The following is a 19,286-nucleotide window of genomic DNA, read 5'->3' as shown; positions in this document are numbered from 1 at the left end:
ATCCGCGATTGACCGGCCCGCCCCTTTTGCTCAGAACTTCATTCGCTGGATTTGCCGGTTTCTTTTCGGATAACCGGTGCTACTTCCGCTGCTAATCGTTCGATGTTTTCCGCGGCTTTTTTAAACGGCATACCTCCTATATCGATTTGCGCGAGAAATCGCTGATGTCCGAATAACTCGTATTGATGCATGATTTTTTCAATGATCTGCTGTGAGCTTCCCACAAATAAAGCTGTTTCTTTTCCGGACGCCCGCTCAAAATCTTCCTTCGTTAAAGGCTCATCGATCCCGTGATATGAATGAACGTGAGACCAGTAATTTGAATGATACGGATAAAATTCTTGTATTGCCTGTTCATTCGTTTTTGAAATGAACATATGTCCGGTTACCGCAACCTTCACATGTTCCGGAGGATGACCGGCTTTAGAAGCCGCTTCCCGGTATTTGTCAACAAGCGGCTTAGATGACATCGGATCACCGCTCAGTACAGCTAATGCCAAACCCGCGCCTGCACGCCCGGCTCGTTCTGCGCTTTCCGGAGTCCCCGAAACACCTAACCATAGCGGAATGCTTCCGCGAAAAGGCCGCGGAGAAATTTCTGCCTCGCGCAGCGGCGGCCGGTAACGTCCTTTCCAGGTAACCGACTCTTCCCCGGAATTTAATTTTAAAAAAAGGTCAATGTGTTCTTCAAACAGTTCTTTATAATGGCCTACGTCATAACCGAAAAGAGGAAACGAGTCTAAAAATGCGCCCCGTCCCGCAATGATTTCCGCCCGGCCGTCTGAAATCAGATCAAGCGTTGCAAAATCCTCAAATAAACGGACGGGATCTGCTGTGGATAATACAGTCGTGGCACTGGTCAGCTTAATATTTTCAGTGATCTGTGAAATCGCTGATAAGATGACTGGCGGCGAAGATACCGCATAATCAAGACGATGATGCTCGCCTACACCGAATACATCAAGTCCTGCGTCGTCAGCCAGTTTCGCCAGCTTCATCAATTCATCTATCCGCTGCTTTGCGCTGACTGTTTTCCCTGTCAGAGGATCGGGATATAATTCTGCAAATGAATAAATTCCAATTTCCATACAATCACGGTGTTCAGCCCTCACATTTCTCTCCTCCTGCACTGTGTAAAAAAGCTTTTATGTTATTCTATTCAGCCATTTTACAAATAGGAATTCGTTCAAAATAAATACAGAAGCTTAACATGCAGAAGATCGGTATGAGAGGAAAAAAAGTTTCTGGCGCCCTTCAATTCTGCCCATTACACTCATGCAGCCCGACTAGGCAAGAACAAAGCCGCCACAAACGGATTCGAATTCATGTGTTCATTTTCAGTCCGATTCAATCTAATCGTGAAATTGATCATAAAGCTTTCGTATTCTTCCGGCATCAAGAGCAATGACTTCACCCCCTCTGTCATCATACAGAAAGAAAATAATATCTTTTGTCATATTCACAAAAAAAACATCAGGATACCCAACGGAACAGCCCCCGAACCTTGGCTTCAGCGGAAAATCTTCGTGGACGGCTGCCTTAAGTAATTGGGGGATACGCAGATCTTTCCGTTTACATAATAAAGAAAACTGCTGCATTTCATATTCTTCTTCTCGAACGGGCATGGACAGGTCTTCACTTGAATCCGATATAAATCATCCTTACACTTCAGAAACGGCTGATAAACCTTTAATTTTCTCGCGTGATGACCTTGAGATTTGTGCTTATACACGTTGGCAACAAGGAACATGTCATCGCTATGTTCAAACAGCTCATTGAAAAGTGCGGCGGTTTGATGATGAACAAGCTGAAAATACTCAAGATTCAAAGCACCGCTTTCATTAAATTGATACATATTGCCGCCGAGAGAAAAATGAATTCCCACGTCCCATTAATGATAAATGCCGGGCACTAATTTTAAAGTCGGAAACCTTTCCTTCAGATAATCATTTATTTTCATTCAAACATCTCACTTTCCTTTTCCCGCTCCAGAAGCAGAAGAAGCCGAAAACATTCCGCTTATTTCTTTTTCACCCTTGTAATATTATTCCGATTGGAATACAATGAAATAGAACACTGTGAACCCCATTGATCAGGGTGGATGCTGGTCACATTCATCCTGATCCTTTCTTGATCCTTTCTTTTACACAAGATCGCCCCAAGTTTGAACCCCTCCGTTTCCAACCCTATTCATTGATATTACATATATTTCAATGGTATTATTTTCTTACACATAAGCATCAAGAGGTGTCAGCTTTGAATAACATCAGAAGATTAAGAGCATATTTTCAGTCTCACCGTAAAATAGGTCTGGCTGCAGACTTGCTTACGGCTGTATTGCTTATCTCATTATCCATTCTTTTTTACGGATGCCGGCAGGGAGCTTTTAATGGTTTCTTTATGTATGTCTTAGTAAGTAATTTTATCGGCTCTAATGCCTCTTTTATCGACTTCAGCACATCAAGGAAAAACAGACAAAAATAAAGGCTCTGCGTCAAAAAGAGGGTTATACCGCCCTCTTTTTATTCTTTCAGTCATACCAATGCGTTCTTTTCAGGCTGAATTTTTCTGAATAGGACTCATGATCTGTTTTCCATTCTGCTTCAACAGTGATTTCATGACCGATCACTTCATTTTCCGGCATATATTCAAACGTCTGAATATGGTCTTCTCCCGTTCCGCCGCCTTCTAATTCCTCTCCGGTGTATTCTGAAAGATGATAGTCTTTATCTTCACCATATTTCCGGCCGTCAACAAATAATGTTAATCTCTTAATCACCGTGTTCTTTTCATTCACTTTATTACCTCTGTAATACAAATTCAAGAAATAGTTAGGGCCGATAGAGGTCTTGCCTGATTTTTCGATTGACGCTTCCCACGTCTTGCTTTGGCTATAGCCGATATATTTAACTTTTTCTCCTGAAATTAAAGAAAACAGTGCAAATCCGGCTGCTATTATGAGAACAGTGATAATAACCAGCAATGTTTTAATGACTTTACGTTTTTTCATGACATCCCGCCTTTATCATTTAGAACATATGAATATTAGAATTGTTACATTTAATTTGAAAGAATAATAAAAAGGGATTCTAATCCCAGGAATAAAAAAATACTAAGAAGATCATATTCCCCTTAGCTTCACATCCCAGATTGCCATGCAATAATGATAAAAGTCGTCCAAAAAGTTGTGACTAAAATAAGCATAACGGTTACAATCATTAAAATGAGACAACTTATTGTTAGAATTGAGTCTTTGTTTTTGTTAAGAATCAGAGTAACCATTGATCCTGCTGCAAATAGATACGCCAAAACCGCACCGACCCAATACCACAACATAGAGTCATTGCTCCAGTAAGCCATTGACTGCATATAAATACTGAATATAAATCCTGACAATGCTAATAGAAACGAAACTAAATTTGATTTCAAGTTAGCGTTCCTTTCTTCATAAGTTTTATTTTTAGGAACGGTCATACATCTGATAACACCTTTTATGCGATATGCTTCGCCGCTTTGTCTGCATATTTTAATTCCTATTTCGTTTTTAAATATGTTTACTAAAACAGAAATCATATAAAGTTCACCTGAAACGCCGATTTAAAATTAAGATGTTTTATAAGCGTTAATGGCTTGATTTCTCAAAAGCATATTATCTTTCGTCACCATTCCAAGATTGTATGCTTGTTTGATATATCCAGCACTTGATTATCCGTTTCAGTTACAGCTCATCCACCAGTTATTCTGGATAATCAAACTGGTGATTTCATACTGAACTGCTTTTAAGGTTTTGATTATCAACCACATTTCCATTCTCAAGCGCATCTTTAAATTCATCAAAATGAATTGAACATTGCTGATTCGAATGACTTCCTGCACCTTCTGTCGCTAAACTGCAAAATGTCCATCACATTCATCCTTTCTCCAATTTTACAACGTTGCTATAATGAATTTCATGTTTTTCCCAACCTTCAAGCTTAATCTTTTTGATCGTTACTAATCTAAGTACTTTTTTCAATTCCATAATACATTGGTATGATCGGTAACCTAATGAAGTATTTAACTTAAATACAAAAAAACCTGCTTTCAGCAAGGTTTTTTCGATAAAGGAGAGGTTATTTCCCCACAAATTCTATTAACTATGTTTTTGTTTTAACCATTCTTTCTTTAGCAATGCGTATTGGTAAGTGTTTTCATATTTAGGTGTTCCATCCTCATGTGCAGTAAATGAAATAAATTCAAGAAAATAACCTTCTTTACGCATTCCTAATCTCTCACATAATTTTTGTGACCTGCAGTTATCATCTTCAACATATGCATAAAGCCTTCTTGCTTCTTTTTGCATAAAGAGATACTCAAAGAAAGCCTTCGCACTTTCACTTGCGTATCCCCTCCCTTCAAAACGGGCATTGAAATTCCAACAAACAGAATAGGTATCTGGCTCTTCTTTTAAATAAAATAGTTCTCCGACTAGATCATTACTGTCTTTTAAACAAACTGCAATATAAGAGTCATCTCGGCTTCTTTTTTGAACGTTTACGGCAGCTTCTTCTAACGTAGATATTCTGTCATCAAGAAAGCAATTCACTCTCGGATGTGCCGAATATTCCAACAGACCTTGCGCATCTCTTTCGGTAAAATTTCTTAAAATTAAACGATGGGTTTCAATTTTTTGCATTTGCAGTCTCCTGTTTCATTGTTATCGACCTTTGAAGAGAACTTCTTCGTTTGTTGAAGAACTTGTCTCAATTTATTTTTACTATAATGATGGATGTTATCATCTTTGTCAAAAACAATAATTTTCATTTGCCGCCCGCGATGTAAAGTACTGAACAATTTTCGTGAAAAACCCTCAGTATCGAATATAGAAACGAGCAATAGTAATTAAAACAAAGTTAAGCCATTAAAAGCTTATTGAGTATTTTTTCAAACTTATTCACGCTCATCATCTCATGAGTGAGAAATGTCCCATTATAAAACACGCTGAAAGTCGTCCAAACTGCCGGGGATTTTTGCGCCATATCTTTTGACGTTATTCGCCGGGCCTGAAAATGAAGTCCTTTCTTTTCAGTCAGTTCCTTTAAGTCCTTTAACAATCCGAATGCAAACGGGCATTGAGCTGTATAAAATATTGTGATTCCCTCATCATTAACTAAATTACTTTTCACCTGTTTTTTAAATACAGGAGGATATGCATGTTCATTCCACGTCAGTGACATCAACTGAAAATAGGGTTCTGCTTCATCTTGCACAGCAAATCCCATATGTTCAAAGAAATGCTTATCACTTAAATAAGGGAGTTTTTTCTTCCCCACTATATGAACTATCCCATCCATACCGCGGGATTTTGCATCTGACACACATTTTTCTAACAAGTGTTTCGCATGTCCGTTATTCTTATATTTACCTGAGACCCAAAGACAATTAATAAACATAAAATTAGGTGCACTTACCGGAACCCACGCTTCATCTGCAGGTAAATATTCAATAAAAACTTTTGCCCGTTCGTTTAGGCGATAGAACACCAAGCCATCAATCATTCGATCCTTGAGCCAGCTCTTCTTTTCATTTACCGCATCCTCATATTGTTTCGTACCTAATGCACAGCAAATATGATTGTCATCAATATTGTCCCTAGTCAACTCAATGTATTCCATTTTTCCTCACCCGCTTTCTTTTGGGAACATCAGCTTTACTTGCAGTGAACATTGTAATTTCTCAGAAATATAGAGTCCCAGAACCAATATATGAACGCAGCAACAAAGCTCATTATGTAATAAATGAAACTTCTGAAAACTGTGAAATCAATTGACGGATTATCTATGTGCCAGAACAAGAACACGGCTAAAAAAGCGACTGCTGTATAAATGAAAAGATGAACCAAACTAAACCTTTTAGGCTTCTTTCTTAGCCATAGTTGCACAGGAACAGCAAACAAAAAGTAAGTAATCAATGCGTAAAAAGCAATGATAACTACAGTAACCAATGCAATTGGCACAAAACCCGAGTATACAAACATATATAGCCCGAAGATCAAACCATACGACAAACTTGAAAAAGCCAATGTGTAAGTATAGCTTTGACTTTTGCTCCAAGTCGCCGCTCCCATATAGTTCACCTGCTTTATATAAAAATACATTTCTCATTTTTTTCCTATTGTTTAAAATCAGTATATATCCATCACTTTAAAAGATCTATGTTTTTTTGGCAGATCATCAATTCACTATCTTAATATCCAGAAATTTTAATTGCCATTAAAAAAAGTCGCTCACCAATCTGCATCCGGCTCATCGTGTTCGAATCCGTAAAAGCCTTTAATCCACACATCTTCGCAGCCGGCTCCTTTTGCGATCAATAAGTAATGATTTCTGTTTGCATCACCATTCACCTTATCAGCCGCGCTCAAGTTCAAATGATTATCCGTGAAATTCTTTTCACTAAGGGTAAAATCATATCCTGCCAGTGTAATTCTCTGCAGTTTGATATTTAATGTACATCCATCAGCATTGTAGATGGTGAACCTGTATCCCAGCTTAGTCGGCATACGGTAGGCAAAAATATAAAAAAAGCAATACCTAAAAAGGTATTGCTTTTTTCATTTGTCATTATGAGTTTTCCATCATAACAACATTGGTAATATTATTTTTTATTCCACTGTTTACTGAAATCCATCGTTTTCCGTCTAAGGAGAATAAAACAGTGCCGGAATCCCCAACTGCAACAAAACGTTTATTTACGTAATCCCATTCAACATCATTTAGTTTGTTGGCTGTAGGAGAAGATGCTTTAGTCCAATTGTGCGCATCCTCAGAATAATAAATTGATCCAAGATCTCCTACAGTAATGTATACTCCATCTTTATAAGTAACAGAATTCAGAGGAGCATTATACCCCAGTACCGTCGTTTGAAAACTTTCGCCTTTATCAGATGAAACAGCAACTAAACCATAATCGCTAAATGTCCCTCCTGCTTGTTGTCCTACGGCCACCACCTTATCTCCATTGTAAATAGCATCAAAATATTCACCATCAAAACTTCCTTTTCTGGTAAATTTAATACCATCTGAAGACTCACTTATATAGTTTGTAGCATATGAGTTACCGAACATAAGAATCTTATCATCAATTGCAACTCCAGTGTACACGACACCTAAGTAGCCGCCCGTGGTGTAACTTGACTCTTTGGATTTATAACCACTGACTTTCTGTGACCAGTTCGCATCACCGCCAATTGATGTGAAAATTGTTGAACTGATCCCATATCTGCGTGATTCTCCTCCACCGGCAGCAAATTTATTATCACTTGTTTTGATTAAATCAAAAATTGGCCCGCCTCTAAAACTCGCAAGTTGATCCCATACTTTTAAACTATTATTCCATTTCAGTATTTTTGCATAATAACCATCGTCCGCAGTAGCATATAGGTTTTTGCCATCAAATGATTTAACATCTTTAATTGGTGTTGTAGATGATTTATAAACCCATTTGTTATCAGCATAATTAAAAACAGAACTAGAATTAACAAAATGATAATGACTTATATCTCCCGACTCAGATAATAATGAAGCATTTTCACTAGGAAGAATGCCTGCTTCCGCAGCAGAAGCTACGTTATTCATAAAAGAAGTTTGTGAACCTAACTCAGTTACAAAACCTACACAGCCCAAGATAGAAACTGAGGAAACTATTTTCATTAACATACTACTTTTTCTATTCATATGTACCTCCGTAATCTAATAATCACATAATAGTTCAATATTTTTACTGCATAATATTAACACATCATCATAAAAAAGTCAATTTGCCCATAAATACGCTCGGAATACGTCCGATTCTCATGATGGATGTTCGCACATAATATTTTAAATACAATATTACATCGTTTATTGAATCACTAAAGACAGTATCAGAAGATAATATCTAGTGAGTTTCCCGAATGTGTAAAGTGGTGTAACAGCCCATCAAGTCAAATATCGACAGAAAGATTACGACCACAAATTCAAAGCAAGAAACGACAGCCCCCATGCAGATAGGCCGAACATTACAAAGAACCTAAGCAAAGCTTCGAATTTTGTAAGTCTTCGCTCCCTTTTCGTTTTACCCAATTTCCAATAAACGGCGTAGCAGGAAAACACCAAAATGAGTTGTCCAAGTCGCGACACAGATTCTAAGAATTCTATACCATTCATTGATTTTCACCTCGTTTATTTAAACAGAGAATCTTTCTTACAGCGTTTATCCAAAGCACTAATTTCTTCGGTTATAAAAACCGCTTGAGGAATTTGTTTGTAAAATGGTTTGCGTGCCGCTTGATAAAAACAGCCCATCCTTACTCCCCCATGTACCAATCAAGATGAATTTTATTATCTCAGATGGAAAGACCATTTCCAACAGTTATGTAAAAATAAGTAACTCACTATGCTAATTGTATAAGAAAAGTTGTCTTATCCAGCAGAACCATGAGTGCTGAACTTCTACGTTAAAGCGTTAAAGATGGATTATAAAAGAGCCGCTTTTAGGCTCATTTGCGAAGCATCATTTTATTTTTATGATTGTATCCTCCTGTCAATCCTATTGGGATAAAATTTGAGGGAAGGTCAGTTTTAATCCGCCGCCCTGCTCACCTTCGACCCTTCTTGCAGCTTCCTCACAAATATCCGATGAACAGCTTTTAACTCTTCCCTTTGCGAATCCCTGACCGAAATCTGACTCTCAAAACTTATCTGACCTTGCATCGTGGGGCGCCAATTCTCATGCATTAATTTAATTTAGGATATTCGCATTTTGCTTTTCGTTAGCTGAATAACGCTTTATAAGAAGCGGGAAATTCTTGATTTGCGCGCTGCACTTCCCGTGCAAATTCACGTTCCTCTTCTGTCACTCTTCTGAGTCTGTCAGCTTTTTCTTGTGTGTCTATGTCGGCACCGGGAGGAACGAACCGATTCGGTGCAATCCGTACACCATTTGTGATAACAGCATTGTATGAAACAAATGATCCTTTTCCTATAATTGCATTGTACACGATTGCCTTAAAACCGATGAACGTATGATTTCCAAGATAACAAGGGCCATGAATGAGAGCGTCATGCCCGACACTTACATTGTTTCCGATATAAATGGAATATGCCTTATCTTTGACTGAAACAAATTGTTTTAACAAACCATGTAAAATGACTCCGTCTTAATTTGAACCAATCGCACGAATAGCTGCATTTGGCGCTACTTAAACATTGTCCTTTATTCTCACGTCTCCTATCACGCTGGAAAACGGACTTATGAACGACGTTTTATCGATTTTAGGATATCTTTGAACCGGATTAAATGATGTAACAGGGTTAGGGCTGATAAAGGGCGCAAACTTAGTGAGCCGATTATCGAATTTATCTTCCGTCAGCTTTCTATTGCTCAAAAAAAGACCTCCTTTGAAAACGTGTCTATTGATGTATACTATGTAAATTCTGTGCATTTGGAGACGACAATCCCCCATTTAAACACCATTCGGATGACGACAAATCATCCAAAGGATCTTTCCTGCATAGCTCCCACAATTTTTGCAGAAACACTTGTCCGTAAAATAATGTAAGGGTTTTCAAAACAAGAGCGATGTGCTAAATTGTAAGATAAGTAACAATTTTCTGCGAATAATAAAAAGGGGTGTATGATGTGAAAGCAGTAGTAGCAACAAAAGACAAAAGTATAGCGATCGTACAAAAAGAATTACGTCCTTTGCGACATGGTGAAGCTAAAGTTAAGATGGAATTCTGCGGTGTATGTCATACTGACTTGCATGTTAAAAATGCTGATTTCGGGGATGTTACAGGCATCACTTTAGGTCATGAGGGAATAGGCATTGTAACTGAGATTGGTGAAGGTGTAACAAGTTTGAAAAAGGGCGACCGCGTCTCTATTGCCTGGATGTTTGAAAGCTGCGGCTGCTGTGAATATTGCTTAACTGGCCGTGAAACCTTGTGCCGGGATGTAAAAAATGCCGGCTATACAGTTGACGGTGCAATGGCTGAAGAAGCAATCGTAGCGGTTGATTATGCAATAAAGGTGCCGGAAAATTTAGACCCTGCAGCAGCAAGCAGCATTACTTGTGCAGGTGTAACAACTTATAAAGCCGTTAAAGTCAGTGAAATTAAGCCAGGTCAATGGATCGGTGTATTTGGAGTCGGCGGTTTAGGCAACTTAGCTGTTCAATATGCAAAAAATGTCTTTAACGCTAAAGTAATTGCTTTCGATATTAGCGATGAAAAATTGAATTTTGCTAAGAGCTTAGGCGCTGATGCGGTTGTAAACAGTTTAAACGAAGACCCCGTCGCTAAAGCAAAAGAAGTGACTAACGATTTAGGGCTTGATGCAGTGGTCATCACGGCTGTCTCTAAAACCCCTTTCAATCAAGCGATTGATGTTGTAAAAGCAGGAGCTCGCGTAGTCGCCGTCGGTTTACCGGTGGACAAAATGGATTTAGATATTCCCCGTCTCGTGTTAGATGGAATTCAGGTAGTAGGTTCATTAGTGGGTACCAGAGAAGACCTGAAGGAAGCTTTTCAATTTGCTGCAGACGGTAAAGTTGTACCTAAAGTGACAAAACGCCCGATTGAAGATGTGAATGATATTTTTGAAAAAATGGAGCAAGGCAAAGTGACCGGCCGCATGGTTATCGATTTTACTTCCTAATCATTAAGGCTGCCGGGAATGATACGGCAGCCTTTGATCTCTATTCTTGCTCAGCGCCCCACTCAGACTGAATGAGACTTTGTCATTTAGTTCAGAAAAGAAGCTCTACAGACCATTCAGCGGTTATTCATTTTGCAAGTACTCTCTGAACTAACCCTGATACCAATATAATGCAAGGTCATTCATTGCCGAAGCGTAGCCCTGCTGTCTTAACATAGTTGTTATGCTGCCCCGATGATAAGTTCCGTGATTGGCAACATGGAATAAAATTTCTGAGTAAGCAGTTTCTCTGTAACCTAACCAAGGATTATTTAAGTTCATTTTTTGTTCTAAATCTGTTTGGCTATTCATCCATTCTTCAAACTGTGAAGCCAGTTCTTCATAAGACGCCGCAAATTCATCTGCAGAATATAAATGAGCCCTTTCCGCATAAGCCGCAGAACCTTCCAATGCTTCCTGCATGTCTATCCCTTTAAGCACTTGAAGCCACATAACATCCACTGCGCAGATGTGACTGAACGTTTGAGCAATTGTAGGATATGAACTGTGAACCTCTTCATAAAGGACATTACTTGGTAATTCCTTTATTCTTTCTAATAACGCTTTATTCGCCCACACATGATACTGATACATATTTTTCGCATGGTTCATTTAACATCTCTCCTTTAAAGTTGATACTTGTGATTATAAAAAAAGATATATGACAGCAGATTGTCATACATCTTTATAAATTTTCATTATTTTTTCGGCTTCATCCATTAAAATTGATTGCAGTTCCACCGGTTTTATAATTTTAGCGCCACTGCCAAAGCTCAAAAGAATTGATTTAAGCCATCCGGCATGCTGAGGCCGATACACAGAGATTGTAAACGTCATACTTCCATCTCTGTTCATGACTTTTGAAGCGTTCTGAAATTGATCTAATACTTTAGCTATGGAATTAGGATTAACCCAAATGACTACATCCGCAAACCCTCCCAGGTCGGATTCTGAATAAGATGGTTCATCTTTCACTTTGTGACTGCGCAAAAACTCTTCTTTAGTAAGCGTTATATTCATCATACGTGATACTCTAAATTCTCTATCATCTTGACGTTCTCTGCAGAAGCCATATACATACCAATTACGAAACTTATAATGAAGGTGGATAGGTTCTACTTCACGTGATGTAAATTCATTTTTATTACTGACATAATCAAAGCGTACTGCCTTTTTTTTCTGTATAGCTTTTCGCAGCCGGATTAATGAATTCGGTTCTGTTCTAAGGCTTTCCAAGTTAACATACAAAGTCCTGCTGTTTTCGCTTGTATCCAGAGATTTTAATCTATCTATCGTGTGTTCAACTTCCTTATCTTCAAAAACACTCGACAAACTGCTTAATACTGTAATTAAATTCAATACATCATGAGAACCGATTAAACTTTTATCAAATTTGTATCCTCTCATTATCCCAAAACCGCCGTTAGCCCCTTGGTATGAAACGACTGGTATTCCAGCTGCACAAATCGCTTCGATGTCTCTATAAATTGTCCGCGTTGATACTTGAAATTCATCAGCTAAACTGGAAGCAGATAAAATTTCATTATGTAAGAGCTTGAATATGATTGATAACAAACGTTCTAATTTCAATTCTCAATTCCTTTCCTTATTAGGGTTGGAAGTGCTCTTTTGGCTCTGACACATTTATGCCGCTCACCTCCTGTCACTTCAAGATACCACGCAGAAAGCTTAATTTTTCCACCCAACCGCATAATACGCGAATAACCATATGCTTTATACTTTGCGACCCCGATAAACCCTTCTATCGCTTCATCTGATATTCAATAAAACGCCTGTTCTCTTCACTGAGTAATTTGAGGCCCAATTTAATCTACATAATAGTTCACTGAATCTCTCAACAATTTTAGATAAAAATCTTCTTTTTATAGAGATGTTCGTTCTATCGACATCCTTGTGATAAATATGGTAAAATTCATAAAAACAAGGGAGTGTTGTTACATATGAGTCTTATCATTTTAGCATCCATGCTTTTATGGAGTGCAGTGATCCACGAGCTAAACAAACCTTCAAAAAAGCAAAGTAAACGAAAAATGATCCCTTTGGTATCCCTCAGTTCTTTATCTACTTTAATCATCACAATTTCGCTTTTTTCTAATTTAATTGGTTGATATTTGTTATGAGGAAACCCGCCAGAGGTTCCTCATAACACTAAAAACCTACTCGCTGCACTTTTTACAGCAGACCTTATCAGAGTGTTTGCTTAACACTTTATCCATTCTCCCCACAGGCATCTTCTTCTCACTCGGAAGTGTAAGATAAGCTGTTATCTCATCCCCTGATTTTAATGTTTTTCCGCAGATAGAGCATTTTAACTCAATATTAAAGAAATTTTTCAATCCCATTCAGAAGCCTCCTTATTTACCTTTATAAAGTAATACGTTAATGCTTTATAAAAGTTTCACGTTAAAGAAATACTCCTTGCCTGGGAATATACTTCGTTTCAGTTGATCCGCAGCCGCCCCGGTCATCATTGCCTACAAATATACCCCACCCAATAGGCCGCTTTTTCATTTTAAGTGAAATCATCTTCATGCTTTGACCAGTTTACTGCAGTGTATATATTGTAAATTTGTGACATTTATTTGCCCTCTTAAAATTTTTTCTTCTTCTCTCAATTTGAAAAAGAAGGAATTATTTTATAAACATTGTAAATTTTTAGCTGTATCACATTCGCTATTAAGAGGAGCGATACGAATGAAAAAGAAAATTATTGCCGGCGCTCTTGCTTTTGGGTTAATTCCACTAATGGGGACTGCAGATATTTCTGCAAAACCTTTGCCAAATCCAGATAAAGTTATGAAACCTGCTGGTTGGTCATGTGACGCTCCGTATATTGCCTGTCAGCCTTTTTCTGGCGGTACCGGTTAGGTTTCATTCAACTATCAAGGCAGCTCTTCAGGAAAAATCAGAGTTTTTGTTGCGAATGACGGCAGCAAATCTTTCAAATTCACCATTAACTATCCTAATGGGAATACACTCTTATCCTCTACGACCTTAAATGCGGGGAAAACGTTCATTCAAGAATTCAGCGTTAACCAAAAAGGAGAATACATCCTGAAATATGATAGCGGCACCGGTGATAGTGTCGATGGTTTCTTTAGATCTGTTGAGATCTAAATTCCGTTAGGAAAGTCGGCAGTTTTGCCGACTTTCTTTTACAAGCATTCTGCAGGAATAAACGTAAAGTTTGGAATAAACATATGACCTTTTTGAAACGGAAACTTTATCTGCACCACATACCCGCAAGCAGCCTCCTTGTATCGTACCTTCCGTCCCTTTGTGATTTGTTTTGATTTGTCGTATACTGCGCTTGCCCGGGAAATGATGAATATTTTCGTTAACTATAATTTCCCTGTACCTCTTCGTATGTGGCTCTGCATGATGAAATAGCTTCATGGCTCACCACTTTCATATACAGTTTTATTGCATGTTTAGTCATATCCCTCCTCTTTAAACAGCAAACCGTCCAATCCATTTCTCTCTTTCAGTTAACTTCCCATTATTTTATATTCTTAGAAGCTCTTCATTTTAGACATAACATCCATTTTTTCTTATTTAGACTTAAATCTATGTCGAAATTTATCGTCCGGCATATTATGTACTATCCTAACAACAGGAGGTGGCAATAATATGGGGAACTACGGTGGAAATTACGGTGGAAGTTCTTTCGTATTGATCGTTGTGCTGTTCATTTTGTTAATCATTGTAGGTGCTGCATTCCTTTTCTAGCACATTGACGATTTATATTCGTCTCCCAAACATTGCATCCCTTAGTTCGGACAGACGCCATAAGAAGTTTTATGGCGTTTTTACTTTTAAAAAATCAATCTAAGATAACCATTTTTTATTTTTACTCTGGTAAGCGGGAGAGTTTCCTCCCCTGCCTGCGCCAATATTGCCGTTATGAAGATAAGGCGAACAATCCAATTCGGAATAAAAACTTGTTCATGAACATAGCCCCTAAATAGTTGTTAAAAAACTAAGGCGTTTTTAATTCATCAGGATTACAGATGTTGTGAACTTAAAAAGGATATTACTCACCCCCTTTATAAAATTGTCATTCGTTAGATTTAGTCACTGAATCTTATTTGTTTGGTATCTTAGCGGCCTTCCACACTCATTTAAAAAGGGACCGCCCACAAAATACGGTGTTCACACATTAAGTCATTTTCACATAAAAAAACCGGATTCCTCCTTTAAGAGGTTCCGGTCTTTTTTAGTTAAAACGCTGGAAATATCTGGTGACGCGCTGCACACCCCCGCTATTATAATATTTCAATAGAGCCTTCTGTTCCATGAACGCGTATTCGCTGCCCATCTTTTATCAATTGGGTTGCATTTTCAACTCCGACAACTGCAGGTAAGCCGTATTCACGCGCGATAACCGCTCCATGGGTCATCAGTCCGCCAACTTCAGTGACCAGGCCTTTTATGGATACAAACAATGGTGTCCAGCTGGGATCAGTATAAGGGGTAACTAATATATCCCCATCTTCCAAATCGGCATCTTCCATGTTTAAAATAACCCGTGCCCGCCCCTCTATGACTCCCGAGGAAACGGGCAGCCCTGCAATCGCTCCGGCCGGGAGATTTTCTCGTTTGTACTCGCCTGTAACGATTTCACCGTCAGATGTGATAACACGCGGCGGAGATAGTTTTTCATATACTTGGTACTCGCCTTTTCGTGTGCTGATGATTTGGTAATCCAATTTATGTGTGCGTACGACTTCCTGAAGTTCTTCAAAAGTGAGATAGTAAATGTCCTCTTTTTCATGAATAACGCCCGCTTCTGCGAGTTGTTCGGCTTCTTTCAGTAAAGCCTGCTTATAAACGAAGTAGCGGCTGATCATGCCGTATTTTGGATATTCTCTGAACCCGCTGAAGTTCCGGATGATGCGGATCATTCGTTTGGTTTCTTTGGCTTTTTGTTCACCATCCGGTAATTGCTTCAATCGGTCTAATAACTCTTGTTCTTTCTTCAACGCCTCCTGCCGCCCTTGCTCAAATTTCCGCTGACTGGCATTTGGCTCAAAGTTTTTGAGATTATTAAGAATCATAGGGACAAGTGCAGTTGGTTTTTCGCTCCATCGAGTTCTTGTCATATCAATTTCTCCGGCACATCGCATTCCGTACTTGCTGAGATAAGCATAGATAGCGTCACGGGTTTCCCGCCCGCCTTCAAACGTCACCAGCCCATCCAAAAAGTGATCATCTTTTACATTCTCTAAATAGGCAATTACTTCTGGATAAGGGCGGATCACATCGGCGACGTCCAAAAGCGCAAGCCCCATTTCCGAGGTAATATTATGGGGTACAGATTGAGAAAGCGTATCTGCTGCGTTTTTTTCACCTAACCACTCGTTCATTTTTTCGTTAATCCATGATGAAGCATCCATTGCAGTTCGAATCAACACCGAACTTTTTGGGTTAAATAAAATCTTCTTTAATTCCTTGATATCTTCCAAAATAAAACGACATAAATCAGATCCTGATTTCGTCTGGATGTTTTGTTTTAACTCTTCTATCGATGCCTGACTGCTCTTAATCAAATCAGAAACAATTGCCGGATCGTTCTCAGCTTGATCCGGCATATCTGCATTGCCTTTGCCGGGAATCTGTGCCGTTTTATCAGGTATCGGCTTAATGAAATCATCTCGCTCTATTATGGTCATAAGTGCGTCTTTTAAGAGCGGATCGTGCTGCCCCATGCCTTTTAAGAAAACTTCTCTGACAGTAGGAGATGCCAGTTGATGTGTGACATCAACGAATAGCCTTCCGCCGGCTTTACGCATGGGTGCAGCAGTCGTCAACAGAAAAAATGACAATCCAAGGGGTTTTATGGGATCCGTCATCATTTGCTGATGACCAACAGAGATATAGACGTGATTTTCTTGATCGTTCGCTTCAGGAACGGGGTATAACGTTGTGATCGGCCGGCTTTGGACAATATAAAAAGTATCGCGGTCCAAACACCATTCGATATCTTGCGGCTGGCCGAAATGAGCTTCGATCTGTCTCCCGATACGTGCCAGCTGTAAAATTTGTTCATCAGTCAGTGTTTGAATCTTTTGCTGATCAAGAGCGATCTCCTGTGTTTCCGTTCCGCCTTCTTTTCGTCCATAGATTGCCAATTTTTTAGTTTCTATTCTCTTATCGACGATTTGCCGGTCCTGTACTTTATAACAATCGGCAGAGACTAAGCCGGAGACAAGTGCTTCACCAAGTCCAAAACCGGCATCGATGGACAGCAGCTTTCGGTTTCCGGTCATCGGATCAGCGGTAAATAAAATCCCCGAAGCCTGAGGGAACACCATCCTTTGAATGATAACGGATAAATAAACTTGGCTGTGATCAAACCCATTTTGCATACGGTAAATGACCGCGCGATCCGTAAATAGGGACGCCCAGCATTTACTGATATGCTGCAAGATCGCATCGACCCCGGTAATATTTAAATAGGTGTCTTGTTGACCGGCAAAAGAAGCATGCGGTAAATCCTCAGCTGTCGCACTGGAACGTACGGCATAGGCATGTTCTTCGCCGAACCGGGAGAGATGGCAAGCAACTGCTTTGACTACATCTGAAGGAATTTCTGCTTCCATAATGGTTTGCCGGATTTTTTTGCTGACTTCACCAATTTGATTCCGATTCTCCACTTTCAGCATGGTCAGTTGATCCAACAGCGTTTGTAACGTTTCGTTTTGTTCAATGGCTTTTTGATATCCTGCGGTTGTGACACAAAATCCTTCCGGTACTTGTATTCCTTGAATTTTTGATAATTCCCCTAAATGTAACCCTTTTCCTCCAACGAGCAAAGGCTGTGTTTTTTCAATTTCGTGAATGCCGAGAACCAAAGAACTCATTCTATATCTCCCCTTCAAAAAAATTTGACAAGAGCTTTTCAGCATGATATAATCATAATATAAGGTGGATATCTATGACTTTTCACACAGAAAGCGCGCGTGTTCTGATTATATCACCGTGTCTGTTTTTGTGCAATATAAAAAGAACCTGGCCAATTTGGCGAGGTTCTTTCTTCATTTTTGTCTAAAGCTCTTTAAAGCTGTGTTGAGATCTTTTGTGTGAACGTAAATGTTCTTATACAACTCGAATAGTGTTTTATATTTTTGAACGTTTTGTTCTTTTGGATAAAATGCAGCTGCTTCATGAATGAACTGCTCTGCGCATTCTTCAAGAGAGTCAAACCACCCGCTTCCGAAGGCAGCTAACATCGCAGCCCCCATGGCGGGACCTTGTTCATTCTCTAACTTAACCACCCTCGTATTGAAAATATCAGCCTGCATTTGAAGCCACGTTTCATTTTTAGCTCCCCCGCCAATAGAGACAACCGTATCAACTGATTTTCCCGCTTCGCGGAATAGCTCAATTGATTCATATAAAGAGAATGTGATGCCTTCCATTATTGCCCTCAAAAAGTGCTCTCTTTTGTGGGCTCCGTCCATTCCGATCAAGCTTCCCCGAATAGATGAATCGGCATGCGGCGTTCTTTCACCAACCAAATAAGGAGTGTACAGCAGTCCATTTGCTCCTATCGGAACAGATTCCACTCCCCGCAATAATTGTTCAAACGATTCGTTCGGCGCAAACGTTCTTTTAAACCAGTCCAAGCTGTACCCTGCAGCGAGCGTGACTCCCATCGTATAAAAAGAATCCTTCTTTCCATGATTAAAAAAGTGCACTTTCCCTTTAAAGTCCCTTTCTTTGTCTTCTTCACAGGAAAGTATGACTCCTGACGTCCCGATACTGCATAATGTTTTTCCGGAAGAAAGAATACCGGCTCCGACAGCACCGCAAGCATTATCTGCTCCCCCGGCGTACACTTTTGTTTTTTCCAACAGCCCTGTCTTCGCCGCAACGTTCGGAAGCAGCGATCCTACACAGTCATGGGATTCAACAAGCGGAGGACAAATTTCCGCTGAAATACCAAATTGATTGCAAATCTCATCGCTCCACTCTTTGCGGGTCATATGTAAAAGTAACGTTCCCGCCGCATCGGAGTATTCGGTGTGAATGGCGCCAGTCATGCGGAATCTCACATAGTCTTTCGGAAGCAAAAAAACAGCGGTTTTGTTAAAAAGTTCAGACTCATGTTCCTTCACCCATAACATTTTAGGTAATGTAAACCCTTCAAGGACACGGTTTTTTGTGATAACAAGCAGATGATCGCCAAATGTCTCGGTAATCCTGCTACATTGAGGCGTCGTTCTGGTATCATTCCAAAGAATCGCATGACGCAGCACCCGCCGATCTTGGTCAAGCAGTACTAACCCATGCATTTGTCCTGAATAGCTAATCCCCTCAATATCCCCGGCTTGAACGTTGGATATCGAAATCAATTCAGCCAATGCTTCAATTGTTTGCTGCACCCAGTCTTCAGGATTTTGCTCACTATATCCCGCCTTCTCTTGGATGAGCGGGTAACTTTTGGACGTTTCTGCACAAACCTTGCCGTTTTGATTGACTAAAATGGTTTTAACGGCACTCGTTCCAAGGTCTATTCCAATGACATACTTCATTTTTTCACTCCT

20 protein-coding genes and 2 pseudogenes are annotated in these 19,286 nt (G+C 39.4%); 4 read left to right on the top strand and 18 right to left on the bottom strand.

Going from position 1 to position 19,286, the window contains the following annotated elements:
- Nucleotides 1-38 precede the first annotated feature (38 nt).
- On the bottom strand, nt 39-1,112 hold the full coding sequence (locus tag SB847_RS04565) for an LLM class flavin-dependent oxidoreductase (RefSeq protein ID WP_410562072.1): 1,074 nt from the start codon (nt 1,110-1,112) through the stop codon (nt 39-41).
- A gap of 240 nt (nt 1,113-1,352) precedes the next feature.
- Nucleotides 1,353-1,960, bottom strand: a pseudogene (locus SB847_RS04560) (DUF3885 domain-containing protein).
- Between the two features lie 296 nt (nt 1,961-2,256).
- On the opposite strand from SB847_RS04560, the gene SB847_RS04555 reads away from it, so the two are divergent.
- Entirely contained in the window at nt 2,257-2,484 is a 228-nt protein-coding gene (locus SB847_RS04555) for a hypothetical protein (protein ID WP_045207493.1), read from the top strand.
- 46 nt (nt 2,485-2,530) lie between these two features.
- Here SB847_RS04555 and SB847_RS04550 read toward each other — a convergent pair whose 3' ends face one another.
- From SB847_RS04550 to SB847_RS04500, 11 genes and pseudogenes are all read right to left on the bottom strand, one after another.
- Nucleotides 2,531-3,010 carry a DUF4944 domain-containing protein gene (locus tag SB847_RS04550; RefSeq protein WP_410562075.1) on the bottom strand — a complete coding sequence of 160 codons (480 nt, stop codon included), beginning with the start codon at nt 3,008-3,010 and terminating at the stop codon, nt 2,531-2,533.
- 128 nt (nt 3,011-3,138) lie between these two features.
- Nucleotides 3,139-3,573: a DUF3902 family protein gene (locus SB847_RS04545; RefSeq protein WP_319465003.1), complete on the bottom strand. Its 435-nt coding sequence runs from the start codon at nt 3,571-3,573 to the stop codon at nt 3,139-3,141.
- Nucleotides 3,574-3,603: 30 nt separating this feature from the next.
- Nucleotides 3,604-3,844 (bottom strand): annotated as a pseudogene (locus SB847_RS04540) (hypothetical protein).
- Between the two features lie 288 nt (nt 3,845-4,132).
- On the bottom strand, nt 4,133-4,675 hold the full coding sequence (locus tag SB847_RS04535; RefSeq protein WP_410577380.1) for a GNAT family N-acetyltransferase: 543 nt from the start codon (nt 4,673-4,675) through the stop codon (nt 4,133-4,135).
- A gap of 217 nt (nt 4,676-4,892) precedes the next feature.
- On the bottom strand, nt 4,893-5,654 hold the full coding sequence (locus SB847_RS04530; RefSeq protein ID WP_410577378.1) for a GNAT family N-acetyltransferase: 762 nt from the start codon (nt 5,652-5,654) through the stop codon (nt 4,893-4,895).
- A 35-nt stretch (nt 5,655-5,689) separates the two neighbouring features.
- Entirely contained in the window at nt 5,690-6,106 is a 417-nt protein-coding gene (locus tag SB847_RS04525) for a UPF0715 family protein (protein ID WP_410577376.1), read from the bottom strand.
- Nucleotides 6,107-6,265: 159 nt separating this feature from the next.
- Nucleotides 6,266-6,409, bottom strand: coding sequence for a hypothetical protein (locus SB847_RS04520; protein WP_410577374.1), 144 nt, complete (start codon nt 6,407-6,409; stop codon nt 6,266-6,268).
- A 193-nt stretch (nt 6,410-6,602) separates the two neighbouring features.
- Complete coding sequence (locus SB847_RS04515; protein WP_082998057.1) at nt 6,603-7,715, bottom strand: WD40/YVTN/BNR-like repeat-containing protein; 1,113 nt, start codon at nt 7,713-7,715, stop codon at nt 6,603-6,605.
- A 267-nt stretch (nt 7,716-7,982) separates the two neighbouring features.
- Complete coding sequence (locus tag SB847_RS04510) at nt 7,983-8,186, bottom strand: hypothetical protein (protein ID WP_017417852.1); 204 nt, start codon at nt 8,184-8,186, stop codon at nt 7,983-7,985.
- Nucleotides 8,187-8,201: 15 nt separating this feature from the next.
- Nucleotides 8,202-8,324, bottom strand: coding sequence for a hypothetical protein (locus tag SB847_RS04505; RefSeq protein ID WP_007410351.1), 123 nt, complete (start codon nt 8,322-8,324; stop codon nt 8,202-8,204).
- Between the two features lie 467 nt (nt 8,325-8,791).
- Entirely contained in the window at nt 8,792-9,157 is a 366-nt protein-coding gene (locus tag SB847_RS04500) for an LbetaH domain-containing protein (protein ID WP_249274036.1), read from the bottom strand.
- Between the two features lie 503 nt (nt 9,158-9,660).
- Between SB847_RS04500 and adhP the strand changes: the two genes are divergently transcribed.
- Nucleotides 9,661-10,677: an alcohol dehydrogenase AdhP gene (gene adhP, locus SB847_RS04495; RefSeq protein WP_082998056.1), complete on the top strand. Its 1,017-nt coding sequence runs from the start codon at nt 9,661-9,663 to the stop codon at nt 10,675-10,677.
- A 150-nt stretch (nt 10,678-10,827) separates the two neighbouring features.
- Here the strand turns inward: adhP and SB847_RS04490 are convergent, their stop codons facing one another.
- The 3 genes from SB847_RS04490 to SB847_RS04480 all read right to left on the bottom strand — a co-directional run bounded on the left by SB847_RS04490 (nt 10,828) and on the right by SB847_RS04480 (nt 13,079).
- Entirely contained in the window at nt 10,828-11,328 is a 501-nt protein-coding gene (locus SB847_RS04490) for a DinB family protein (protein WP_082998055.1), read from the bottom strand.
- A 63-nt stretch (nt 11,329-11,391) separates the two neighbouring features.
- Complete coding sequence (locus SB847_RS04485; RefSeq protein ID WP_082998054.1) at nt 11,392-12,306, bottom strand: helix-turn-helix transcriptional regulator; 915 nt, start codon at nt 12,304-12,306, stop codon at nt 11,392-11,394.
- A 587-nt stretch (nt 12,307-12,893) separates the two neighbouring features.
- The gene (locus tag SB847_RS04480) at nt 12,894-13,079 is read right to left on the bottom strand and encodes a hypothetical protein (RefSeq protein WP_032875019.1); all 186 of its coding nucleotides are present in this window, start codon (nt 13,077-13,079) and stop codon (nt 12,894-12,896) included.
- A gap of 352 nt (nt 13,080-13,431) precedes the next feature.
- Here SB847_RS04480 and SB847_RS04475 point away from each other — a divergent pair, with 352 nt between their 5' ends.
- Together SB847_RS04475 and SB847_RS04470 are read left to right on the top strand one after the other, a co-directional pair.
- Nucleotides 13,432-13,605, top strand: a complete 174-nt coding sequence (locus SB847_RS04475) for a hypothetical protein (RefSeq protein ID WP_349551683.1) — start codon at nt 13,432-13,434, stop codon at nt 13,603-13,605.
- A gap of 762 nt (nt 13,606-14,367) precedes the next feature.
- A complete protein-coding gene (locus tag SB847_RS04470; protein ID WP_003154037.1) occupies nt 14,368-14,466 on the top strand; it encodes a YjcZ family sporulation protein in 99 nt (32 codons plus the stop codon).
- A gap of 536 nt (nt 14,467-15,002) precedes the next feature.
- Here the strand turns inward: SB847_RS04470 and ppsA are convergent.
- Both ppsA and xylB read right to left on the bottom strand, forming a co-directional pair.
- Nucleotides 15,003-17,600: a phosphoenolpyruvate synthase gene (ppsA, locus tag SB847_RS04465; RefSeq protein ID WP_045207483.1), complete on the bottom strand. Its 2,598-nt coding sequence runs from the start codon at nt 17,598-17,600 to the stop codon at nt 15,003-15,005.
- 174 nt (nt 17,601-17,774) lie between these two features.
- Nucleotides 17,775-19,274 (bottom strand): xylulokinase, encoded by a 1,500-nt coding sequence (xylB, locus tag SB847_RS04460; RefSeq protein WP_410577369.1) that lies wholly within the window; start codon nt 19,272-19,274, stop codon nt 17,775-17,777.
- Nucleotides 19,275-19,286 lie beyond the last annotated feature (12 nt).

The organism is Bacillus sp. SIMBA_026 (genome assembly GCF_046535335.1).
In the GTDB taxonomy this organism is placed as follows: domain Bacteria; phylum Bacillota; class Bacilli; order Bacillales; family Bacillaceae; genus Bacillus; species Bacillus velezensis.
Note: the sequence above shows the minus strand (reverse complement) of the source record. Positions and strands in the feature narration are given on the sequence as shown.

Coding starts and splice junctions, on each gene's coding strand:
- SB847_RS04550 (WP_410562075.1), bottom strand. CDS start 3,010: ATGAAAAAACGTAAAGTCATTAAAACATTGCTGGTTATTATCACTGTT.
- SB847_RS04545 (WP_319465003.1), bottom strand. CDS start 3,573: ATGATTTCTGTTTTAGTAAACATATTTAAAAACGAAATAGGAATTAAA.
- SB847_RS04535 (WP_410577380.1), bottom strand. CDS start 4,675: ATGCAAAAAATTGAAACCCATCGTTTAATTTTAAGAAATTTTACCGAA.
- SB847_RS04530 (WP_410577378.1), bottom strand. CDS start 5,654: ATGGAATACATTGAGTTGACTAGGGACAATATTGATGACAATCATATT.
- SB847_RS04525 (WP_410577376.1), bottom strand. CDS start 6,106: ATGGGAGCGGCGACTTGGAGCAAAAGTCAAAGCTATACTTACACATTG.
- SB847_RS04515 (WP_082998057.1), bottom strand. CDS start 7,715: ATGAATAGAAAAAGTAGTATGTTAATGAAAATAGTTTCCTCAGTTTCT.
- SB847_RS04510 (WP_017417852.1), bottom strand. CDS start 8,186: ATGAATGGTATAGAATTCTTAGAATCTGTGTCGCGACTTGGACAACTC.
- SB847_RS04505 (WP_007410351.1), bottom strand. CDS start 8,324: ATGGGCTGTTTTTATCAAGCGGCACGCAAACCATTTTACAAACAAATT.
- SB847_RS04490 (WP_082998055.1), bottom strand. CDS start 11,328: ATGAACCATGCGAAAAATATGTATCAGTATCATGTGTGGGCGAATAAA.
- SB847_RS04480 (WP_032875019.1), bottom strand. CDS start 13,079: ATGGGATTGAAAAATTTCTTTAATATTGAGTTAAAATGCTCTATCTGC.
- SB847_RS04475 (WP_349551683.1), top strand. CDS start 13,432: ATGAAAAAGAAAATTATTGCCGGCGCTCTTGCTTTTGGGTTAATTCCA.
- SB847_RS04470 (WP_003154037.1), top strand. CDS start 14,368: ATGGGGAACTACGGTGGAAATTACGGTGGAAGTTCTTTCGTATTGATC.
- ppsA (WP_045207483.1), bottom strand. CDS start 17,600: ATGAGTTCTTTGGTTCTCGGCATTCACGAAATTGAAAAAACACAGCCT.
- xylB (WP_410577369.1), bottom strand. CDS start 19,274: ATGAAGTATGTCATTGGAATAGACCTTGGAACGAGTGCCGTTAAAACC.